Consider the following 10,416-nt stretch of genomic DNA (forward strand, 5'->3'; position numbering starts at 1 on the left):
AAGGTAAATCGGGTGCATCTTTCATGGATATTCTCGCCAATGCCGGGGGACCAACCCGCTTTGCTGAATCGCGTCAGATCCGCCTTATCAAAGCCAGCGGTCGTGTGATTAAATTTGACCTTACCGCTTATACCGAAGGGCTTAGCGGGCAAAAACCACCCAGCATCGGTCCGGGTGACGCGATTTTTGTTCCGGAAAAAACCGATATGAACGAAAAATCTTGGCTGAAAATCGCTCCTGACCGCGCCGTCAGTGTGATTGGCGAAGTGATTCGTCCTGGCCGAATAGAATGGTCTGATGAAATGGATTTAATGGACCTACTCGCCCATGTTGGAGGCCCCACTCTTAGAGCAGACACCACCAAAATTGAAGTGGTTAATGGCGATGGCAAAGTTCATACCTTCAATCTTGATGAGTTTATTTTAAACGGCGCACCACCATATGATCTGCCGATAATTACTGCCGGAGCGATTGTTCGAATCCACGATCTTCCACAAGATCCATCGGACAATAAATCACAATGGGTACGCCAAAGTTCAGATGCATCCATCTATGTCTTTGGCCAAGTAAATTCGCCCGGTCGTTATCGCTTCACCAAGGAGATGCATTTCCTTGATATTCTCTCCGCGGCAGATGGACCAACCAAGGATGCTGACATTCACAACATCCGAGTCACCCATCGAGACAAAACCTATTCCAAGGTGAGCAAATTAAATCTGTCGCTCTACTTTGAAACCGGTGATGAATCTTTGCTGCCCAACGTCACCATGGGCGATACCATCTACATTCCAGAAAAAGACAAAAACTGGCTAGACCGAAGTAAAGAATCAACCGTCAGAATTCTGGGGGCGGTGAATAACCCCGGACGTTACGTATTCAATGACAACATGACCATTCTCGACGTGCTCGCGGAAGCTGGCGGGCCAAGCGACAACGCTTATTTAGAGAAAATATCTGTGGTTAATATCTCATGCTGTCAAGAGCAAGCTCGTACGTTTAATCTGATTGAATTTAGTAAGACAGCCAATATCTATCAACTGCCTGTTATTCGTGCGGGTGACACTATTTTTGTGCCTGATCGCCGCGATAGCTTCTTAGAAAAAGCAAGAGTCGGCTTGGAAGATATTCTGCGCCTAACCACCACAATTGTTTTGATTGGAGCACTATGATGATTCCAGCCACACACAATGAAATAGAACAGATTTATCTCGCTGCTGAAAGTAAACAAACCCGTTCGGTTTGTGTCACAGCGTGCCATTCAGGTGATGGCGTCACCTCTGTTGCAACCGCGCTCGCAGAGCGTTACTTATTAGCAGGGCAATCAACACTGTTGGTTGATCTCAATTTGTTTCGTTCCAATTTTCAAGCATCAAAAATGCCCTCTATTTCAAGTGATAGCCATGTGTGCTGGCTTGAACAAAATGAGTGTGGTCGCGTATTTACCGGCATCGTCAAACCGACGCTACAATCTGATATTGTTAATTACCGCAACCCACTCTATCTCGAAAAGAAAATAGAGGCATGGTTGTTAGAGTTCGACCGCGTCATCATTGACACCTCACCGTTACTGCAAGTCAATCGTGGCAACATTTCCGCTCAATGCGTTGCCAAAGCTTGTCAGTACACTTTACTTGTCATACTCGGGGCCAAAACGCGAGAAAACCATCTTATTAAGGCGATGGAACTGCTTAACCGCAGCGATAGCCAGCTAATTGGTTGCGTGATGAACAGTAAACATCAACCAAGCCTTGCACAAGAAATGCAACGCGAGCTCAACCGCTTTACTTGGCTACCAAAACGTTGGCGAGACAGTGTGAACAATAAATTGCTTAACCACGAATTGCTTACCTTGATTGATTGATTTTCCGGAGGCGCAGCATTATGTCATTTCGTTTAAAAACAATTATCGGCATTGCGATCATTGAGGTTGTGTTGCTCGTCATGCTGGTTTTTAGCGCCATGCGTTTCCTTTCTCAATCGAATGAAGAGCAATTGCTTCAACGAGTAAAAACCACATCAGAATTGTTTGCTATCGTGGTAGAAAAACCACTATTGAATAACCAAATCAGCGATCTTGAAAATTTGGTCAATCAATTATTAATTGTTGAAGACCTTGCCTATATCCGCATCTCAGTCGATGGAAGTAACCTTGTTTTTGCCGGTGATAAGCAATGGCTAGCGGCACCAATGACTGTCGATTCTGATCTCAGCAAAACCCATGACGGTGTATTTGATACTCGAGTGCCGGTGAACAATAGCAATGCTTTTATCGACATGGGTTTTCGCACCGACGCGATCAATTTAATGCTGAAACAAGCGCGCCAATCCATCATTACCATTGCCTTGGTGGAGGTCATTCTTGTCGCTTTCTTTTCTTACATCTTAGGTAATTACTTAACTCGCAGTCTTACGCGCTTAACAAAAGCCGCCAATACGCTCTGCAAAGATGGCCCAGGATTTCAACTTCATCAACATTCAAAAGATGAACTTGGCGACGTATCTCGCGCTTTTGATGCCATGTCGACCAAACTTGAACAAAGTTACACCGCGCTCAAGCATGCTCGATCAGAAGCCGAACAAGCTTGCGAATCGAAAGGTCGATTTTTAGCGTCTATGTCCCATGAAATTCGCACGCCGATGAACGGAGTATTGGGTGTGCTTAATGTTCTCGAAGAGACGAAATTAAATAAGGATCAGCGCAAACTCATTACCACCGCGACCGACTCAGGACACTTTTTGTTATCCGTGATTAATGACATTCTCGATTTTACCCGCATGGAGTCCAACACGTTGATATTGGATAACTCCCCTTTCGACTTCCGCCATTGTGTCGAAAGTGTGGTTGACAGTTTTATGCCTGCTGCGAAAAACAATGATCTAATTTTGCACTGCTATATCCCAGCGCAAGTGCCAGCAAAAGTGCGTGGGGATGAGAACCGCATCAAACAAATCCTGCATAACTTGATTGGCAATGCGATTAAATTCACCCAGCAAGGCAGTGTCTCAATCAAGATTGAATCTCGTGAACTTGAAGACCAACATGTCGAGTTAATATGCAGTGTGACCGATACAGGGATTGGTATCAAAAAGCATGCGTTGGACTACTTGTTTGACGAGTTCACCATGGTAGATCAGAGCTATTCTAGAATACACGAAGGTGCCGGTCTGGGCCTTGCGATTTGTAAGCGCTTAACTCAAATGATGGATGGTAACGTCACGGTAAGCAGTGAACCTGAGGTGGGCAGCACCTTTACCTTCACCATCATACTTGAGCTTTCAGACGAACTGATTGCTGATGTGAAACAGACTCCAAGTCACGCGAAACCGCTTGATCCTAATTTACGAATTTTGGTTGCTGAAGATAATCGCGCCAACCAATTGGTGATTAATAGTATGTTCAGCCATGCAGGACTGCATTTGGATATGGTCGAGAATGGCCGCCAAGCCGTTGAGCAAGTACAAAAATACCAATACGACCTTATCTTTATGGACATCTCCATGCCTGAGATGGATGGAATGCAAGCCTGTAAAGCAATACGTGCACTTGATGACCCGAGTTGCGCGACGATTCCTATCATTGCCCTCACCGCTCACGCTCTCACCGGTGACAAAGAAAAATTCTTAGAAGTAGGAATGAACGATTACTTATCAAAACCGGTACGATTATCACAACTAATTGAAAAAATTAATCTATTCTTAAACTGTGAGCAACACAAAACCATTGATGATGAAGTCAAGATTGACGCAGAAGTCACCCAACCGAAAGCGGCGCTGAACCAAAAACAAGCCGCCAACGTCAAGAGCGAGGAGATAACCGTGAACAAAGAACTCGTGGATGAGCAGATTTTGCAGCAAATGATTCAAGACACCAGTGCCGATGTATTGCCCCTACTGATTGATCACTACGTTGAAGAATCACAACAACGCATGGAAACCATGAATAACGCATTTATTGAAAGAAATGCCGAGGTCATCGAATTTGAGAGTCATACCTTAGGCAGCTCTTCACTGGCACTGGGCAATCACGTACTATCTAATTTGGCGCGTCAAATTGAGCGTCTTTGCCTTGAAGGGCAAGCAGAGAAAGCGTTTGAATATCATCAAGAATTGATGGAACTTGCGCAACAATCTTTCGATGCCATCATTCATCGTAAAACCCAAGGATTCACCCAACCAATCGAATAAATGGTTGTCATGTCACCACAAGGAAGTGCCAATGAAAGCTAAAGTACTTTTAATCGAAGACTCAACATCGCTGGCAGTGCTTTATCAACAATATGTTAAAGATGAACCCTTTGATCTTTTCCATGTTGAAACTGGCCGTGAAGCGATCGCCTTTATTGAGCGCAACATCCCGCAGTTGGTCATTCTTGACCTTAAATTACCGGATATGGATGGTCAGGTAATTCTCGACTGGATCGTCGAAAATCAAGTGCCTACTTCCGTGATCGTGGCAACGGCGCACGGCTCTGTTGATGTTGCAGTTAACCTTCTGCAAAAAGGGGCGAAAGACTTTATCGAAAAACCCATCAAGGCTGATCGTCTCAAAACGTCAATCAACTTGCATCTCCAAAGGGCGAAACTGGAAGACTTAGTCGAAAATATCGAGAGCAAATTTGATCGTCAGCGCTTTCATGGGTTTATCGGCAGTAGCCTTCCAATGCAAGGGGTATACAAAATCATTGATTCAGTCGCCCCCACCACAGCAAGCGTCTTCATTATTGGCGAAAGTGGTACAGGTAAGGAAGTGTGTGCTGAAGCGATTCATAAGGAAAGTAAACGCCGAGACAAACCCTTTATCGCGATTAACTGTGGCGCGATACCAAAAGACTTGATGGAAAGTGAAATATTCGGTCACTTGAAAGGCGCATTCACCGGGGCGACCACAGATAGAAAAGGCGCTGCAATGGCAGCGCATGGTGGCACAATGTTCCTCGATGAACTGTGCGAAATGGATCTTGAAATGCAGAAAAAACTACTGCGTTTTCTGCAAACCGGTACGTTTACACCGTTAGGGGCAACAAAAGAACAAAAGGTAGATGTTCGCATCATTTGTGCCACAAACCGCGATCCTCTGGTTGAAGTCGAAGAAGGTCGATTTAGAGAAGATCTCTACTATCGCGTTCATGTGGTGCCCATTGAAATGCCACCACTCCGTGAACGAGGCGGTGACATCACTACCCTCGCCACACACTTTTTAAAGCTATACGCGAAGCAAGACGGAAAAAAATTCCGGGCGGTAAACAAAGATGCAGAAGCCATTTTAAAACGCTATGCATGGCCCGGAAACGTCCGTCAACTGCAAAACATTCTGCGTAATATTGTGGTACTCAATGACGATGAGCGTTTGAGCGTTGAACATTTACCGGCACCTGTCGTTCAAGGTCGCAAACCGATATCAGCACGCAGCGCACCATCGGAGCCACCAACAAAACCCGTGATGGTCGCGCCAGTAGAAAACAACGTTGATCCTGAGCCACAAAACGATGTTCAAACCAACGTACCATCTACTAACCAAAACACGATTCGCCCTATGTGGCAAATTGAACGCGAAGCAATCCAACACGCCATCGAATTGTGCGACGGTAATGTCCTCAACGCTGCGGTATTGTTAGAGCTGAGCCCATCAACGGTTTACCGTAAGAAGCAGGCTTGGGAAACGGAAGATGAACAAAACCTCGTCCAGTGAGATTTGGCTTGTTGTCGATAGCCGCCAATTTGGCGGCATCGAAACTCACGTCGTGCAACTGGCTCACGGATTAACCCAGCAGCAGCAAGTGGTTAAAGTATTACTCATCAGTCGTTATTCCTCTCCCTCACCTATCTGTGACAAACTCAAAAGATTGGGGATAGAGTTTGACTACCTCGGTCACAACCACAGCAGCGCTCTAAAGCAGTTGGTTTATTTAATACGCGAGCAAAGCCCGCTGGTGGTTCATGCTCATGGCTATCGAGCCAGTATCATCGCCAAGCTTGCCAAGCTCATTACTCATAATGCGCAGATCAGTACCTATCATGCTGGCGAGAGCCCTAGCGGTAAGATGAAAATCTACGATGGGCTGGATCGCTATAGCGCTTTCATCTCCGATAAGTCGTTAGTCGTCAGCCACGCCATAGCCAACAAAATTCCAACACGTAGCCAGTACATCAAAAACTTTATTGATTGCCACTCCGTTCCCTTTGAGCATGGTCAAGCCATTGCGTTTGTCGGACGTTTCAGTACCGAAAAAGCACCTGAGCGATTCTGTCGACTAGCAGCACTGTTCCCTTTGCTGCAATTTGATATGTATGGCTCCGGCCCACTTGAGCATGCGATCATTGCTAACGCGGGAAGCAATGTACATTGTCATGGTCACCAGAATGATATGTCATCGATTTGGCCCACCATCTCAGTGTTGGTCATCTGCTCAGATTTTGAGGGCTTGCCTATGGTTGCTCTAGAAGCGATGGCTCGGGGTATCGTGGTGATTGCCAGTTGTGTCGGAGAACTGCCAAGCTTAATCATCGATGGCGAAAATGGCTGGTTAGCACAAGATGAAACGGCACTGCACCAAAAACTAACCCAATGGCAATCATTAAGCGAATCGGCGCAAAACGCGATACGCGTCAACGCCGCGAATACCATCCATCAACACTATTCGCAACAAGTCATCATTCCCAAAATGCTAAAACTGTACCAGCGAATTTCCACTCAGTTTGATTCGCAAATTGCGAGCTAGCGATAAAACCAACACTTCAAAAAGAAAAATTACTTATTTTCATATAGATATATTAACAATCTTATTGGCACCTACCTTGCTCTGTTACAAGAATGATAACAACAAGGTGAGTGGCTAATCGATGTCAGATATTAAAAAAATCTTATACGTCCATTATGGTGAGAACTGGATTCGCGGCAGCGAACAGTGCTTACTGGATCTAATCGTGAACCTTGATCGAACACGTTTTGAACCACTGGTATGGACAAACAATCTCGCTCTGACTCCTTTGCTCGTTGAGCAAAACATTGCCTATCTCACCGACGATTTTCCATTGCTACTTGGCTGGCAAAAACCGAGTTTTGATTTAAAAAGTTGGGCTCAGTTGGTCAAAAAAGGGCAAAAAATCATCAAGCAAAACGACATCGCATTAGTGCACGCAAACAGTGGCGCCCCTTGTCAGTGGATGGCTCTGGCAAGCAAACTTTGTCGTTGCCCAATGGTCACTCACCTACACAGTGACTATCTAAGTCGTGACCGCGTCACTCTTGGTTTGCACATGTCACCGCATATTATTACCGCCAGCGATGCTATTTCACATAGTTTGCGCCAAGATGGTTATCCCGAAGAGCAACTCACTGTCATTCACAACGGCATCAACATTGATGCGTTACAAAGTCAAACTGAGGTTGATATCCATCACCTACTTGGCTTGAATGCAGATGACGTTATCTTCACCACCGTCGGTTCCTTGATTCAACGCAAAGGCGTCGATCGGATCATTCAAGCACTGCGCTATTTAACGCTTGAGTACCCTAACAGTCACTTAGTTGTGATTGGGGAAGGTGAACAAAAACAACAACTGATACAACTCGCGCAGGAAATGCATTTGAGTGCGCATGTTCACTTTGTCGGGGAACAACATAATGTCGCGGGTTGGCTAAAAGGCTCTGATGCCTTTGTCAGTGGTGCACGTCAAGAAGCATTTGGCTTGGTGATCACTGAGGCGGCTGTCGCCAAAACCCCTATCATTGCACCTTTTGAAGGTGGCATTCCTGAAATCGTTCAACACAGTGAATCGGCTTTACTGTACGTCAATCAGGGCTACGCGCCGTTACTCAATATGATGCGTTGCATCCATTCCCATCAACAAGATTGCCAACAATTTGCACAACGAGCCCACGATGTGGTTTGTGAACACTTTAATCATCAACGTTATGTCGAAGACATTTCAAATCTGTACCAACATTTGCTCGCAACAAAACCGTCAGGGTCAACATCGATACTAAACAATATCAAACCGGTTATTTCTGCTCTTAGGAAGCACCGTCAGTCCAGTAAGCCTAGCGAATAAGAGGAGTGTTACCATGATTCATAATCTCGTCTTTGACCCAATTCCGTTTAAAGGTGGTTCTAAAATCGCCACCAGCGAAGTATTGAGACAGTGTGATGCAAATAAAGTGACCTTTACCGTCTTGACTGTTGATAGCCAATTTTGGCGTAACTCTCTGCTTGCCCGCCAGCATGATATCAACATCATTTCCTTCTCCTCGATCCCATGGGTAAGTCGTCAATTTTCAGGGATATTTTATTGGTTAAATCAGAGTTATTTTGCTGTCTTGTTACTGTGGCACATCATCACACAACGCAAAATAGAACAAGTAATCGGCGCTTCTGGTCCCGGTATCGATATGGCGATTTACCTTGCGCAACTTGTACGTCACTTTTCAATCGTCCAATTAGTTCATGGCGATGTCGCCACCTCTCGCTCAATAGGCTGGTGTTTAACCAAAGCTCAGCAAGTCTACTATTTGCCTTCAGCCCACCAAAGCATCGTCAATGCGCTACAGTGCTACATTCGTCATCATACGCAGATTGAAGATGTCGCGGCGCTGACGCTTTTCCACATCAGATCGAATCATTTTTATACCTTCGTCAACGGAATTGCCGAGGAAAATTGGCCTTCACGTGCCAACAATCAACTTCCGACTTGTTTTTGGTGCGCGTCAACCTTGAAATGGAAAGGGCTGGATTTATTCGTTGATACTTTACGTCAACTCCACACCACTCACGCAGTAAGAAGTCATATTTGTTTTATCCAACCCAAAGACATCTCTCTGGACGTCTCGCCTGCCCCTGTCGCTCTTTGGCATACCAAGTGGTATCAAGACCCTCAGGATCTGGATGAAATCCGCCGTCATTGCAATATTTTCATCTCCACCAGCCATCGTGAACCTTTCGGCCTCTCCATTTTAGAAGCGCTTGCCGCTGGTATGTGTGTGATCATCCCTCAAGATGGCAGTTACTGGGACTTAAAACTTACCCACAAGATCAATTGCATCAAATATAAAGCCAATGATCTGCAAGATCTGCGTCATGGGATTATCTCGGTTTATCGTGATCATCATTTGCTACAAGCGATGCAGATTCAGGGCTATCAAATTGCTCAGCGTTACAAAGCAAAAATCACCTATGCGCAGATTATTAACGGCATTAGTGGCGAACTCGATACCACCACGGCGGCGAACTTAACAACCGATACGCGGTTAGATTATGAATAACCACGCCCTCAAAGAAATGATGTTGTACGGCTTAGCTTTACTGCTTTTTAAAGGCGCATCGCTCATCACCTTGCCGTTTATGACTCACTATTTGTCAGTTGAACAAATTGGCCAACTTGAACTACTCACCACCACGACAATATTGTTCGCACTATTAGCGTCATTATCGATGCATGAGAGCTTATATCGCTTCATCGCAACGGCTGAAGACAAAGATGAACGCAGCAAGTTGGCCAACAAACTTTATATAACGGCGTTGTTTATTTCACTCGCGATCGTGATTGGCTTCTTTTGTCTCTATAGTGCGCTCGACACTTTTGTGCCTTCATCGCCAATGGTGGCCTATTTCACCCCTTTGCAATGGAGCCTAATGGCTTGTTTCGTGGTGTTAGAAAGCGCACTTGCAATCAGCCTAGCATGGCTCAGGCTACAAGGGCGCGCCGACGTATTTTTCAAACTCAGTTTTATCACTGTCTCGATCCAAGTGAGTTTAATTCTTTTCATCGTCAAATATTATCCAAGTGTGACAGCCGTCTTCGCTGCTGGCGTTTTTACCGCGCTGGTTCAATGTAGCCTGTTACATTGGCACCACCGTTTTCAATTTCAATGGCTTACTCTGTCGCAGATTAAGCATTATTTGCGTTACTGCTTGCCCATCATGGGATCAGGATTAATTGCCTTTGGTCTTAACGGAGGAGAACGTTGGATTGTTGCTGATATTCTTAGCCTAGAAATACTGGGCCAATACGCCATTGCATTAAAATTTGCCCTTGCCGTGGGAATTTTGCTGCAGCCTTTTCATATGTGGTGGATGCCACTGCGGTTTGAATGCTGGAAAACACATGGCGCCAAGCAAACCGCCAAATATAGTCAAGCGGGATTAGTTTACGCCTGCTTAGTTTCACTCGCGGTGGTGTGGATAGCAAAATGGTTTATTAGCCTTTATTTGCCGGAGCAATACCTGCTTGCTAGCCAGTTAGTTGTGGTCACCGTCATGGCGATGTTGTTTAAAGAGCTGGTTGAGGTCGTCAATATAGGTCTGCTCAAAACTCAAACAAACGCAGCGTCTACTGGCGGTAAATTTGATCATCACCGGCTCGGTCTTTTGTGGTAGTGATTATTGCCACGTTGGCATTCAACATCGAGTCAATTTGGTT

8 protein-coding genes are annotated in these 10,416 nt (G+C 45.4%); all 8 read left to right on the top strand.

Going from position 1 to position 10,416, the window contains the following annotated elements; all coding sequences use genetic code 11:
- The coding region (locus RH85_RS02730) for an SLBB domain-containing protein (protein WP_006710655.1) at positions 1-1,169 on the top strand (1,169 nt) is incomplete at its 5' end.
- Positions 1,169-1,861: a P-loop NTPase family protein gene (locus RH85_RS02735; protein ID WP_006710656.1), complete on the top strand. Its 693-nt coding sequence runs from the start codon at positions 1,169-1,171 to the stop codon at positions 1,859-1,861. The genes RH85_RS02730 and RH85_RS02735, both read left to right, overlap by 1 nt.
- Positions 1,862-1,881: 20 nt before the next feature.
- A complete protein-coding gene (locus RH85_RS02740) occupies positions 1,882-4,185 on the top strand; it encodes a response regulator (RefSeq protein WP_006710657.1) in 2,304 nt (767 codons plus the stop codon).
- A 31-nt stretch (positions 4,186-4,216) separates the two neighbouring features.
- Positions 4,217-5,689, top strand: a complete 1,473-nt coding sequence (locus RH85_RS02745) for a sigma-54-dependent transcriptional regulator (RefSeq protein ID WP_006710658.1) — start codon at positions 4,217-4,219, stop codon at positions 5,687-5,689.
- Complete coding sequence (locus RH85_RS02750) at positions 5,667-6,719, top strand: glycosyltransferase family 4 protein (protein ID WP_006710659.1); 1,053 nt, start codon at positions 5,667-5,669, stop codon at positions 6,717-6,719. Before RH85_RS02745 ends, RH85_RS02750 begins: the two co-directional genes overlap by 23 nt.
- Positions 6,720-6,840: 121 nt before the next feature.
- Complete coding sequence (locus tag RH85_RS02755) at positions 6,841-8,052, top strand: glycosyltransferase (protein WP_006710660.1); 1,212 nt, start codon at positions 6,841-6,843, stop codon at positions 8,050-8,052.
- A gap of 13 nt (positions 8,053-8,065) precedes the next feature.
- A complete protein-coding gene (locus tag RH85_RS02760) occupies positions 8,066-9,259 on the top strand; it encodes a glycosyltransferase family 4 protein (protein WP_006710661.1) in 1,194 nt (397 codons plus the stop codon).
- Positions 9,252-10,373 carry a lipopolysaccharide biosynthesis protein gene (locus RH85_RS02765; RefSeq protein ID WP_006710662.1) on the top strand — a complete coding sequence of 374 codons (1,122 nt, stop codon included), beginning with the start codon at positions 9,252-9,254 and terminating at the stop codon, positions 10,371-10,373. The genes RH85_RS02760 and RH85_RS02765 overlap by 8 nt, the downstream gene beginning before the upstream one ends.
- Positions 10,374-10,416 lie beyond the last annotated feature (43 nt).

The sequence above is a fragment of the Vibrio ichthyoenteri ATCC 700023 genome (assembly GCF_000222605.1).
Classification (GTDB): domain Bacteria; phylum Pseudomonadota; class Gammaproteobacteria; order Enterobacterales; family Vibrionaceae; genus Vibrio; species Vibrio ichthyoenteri.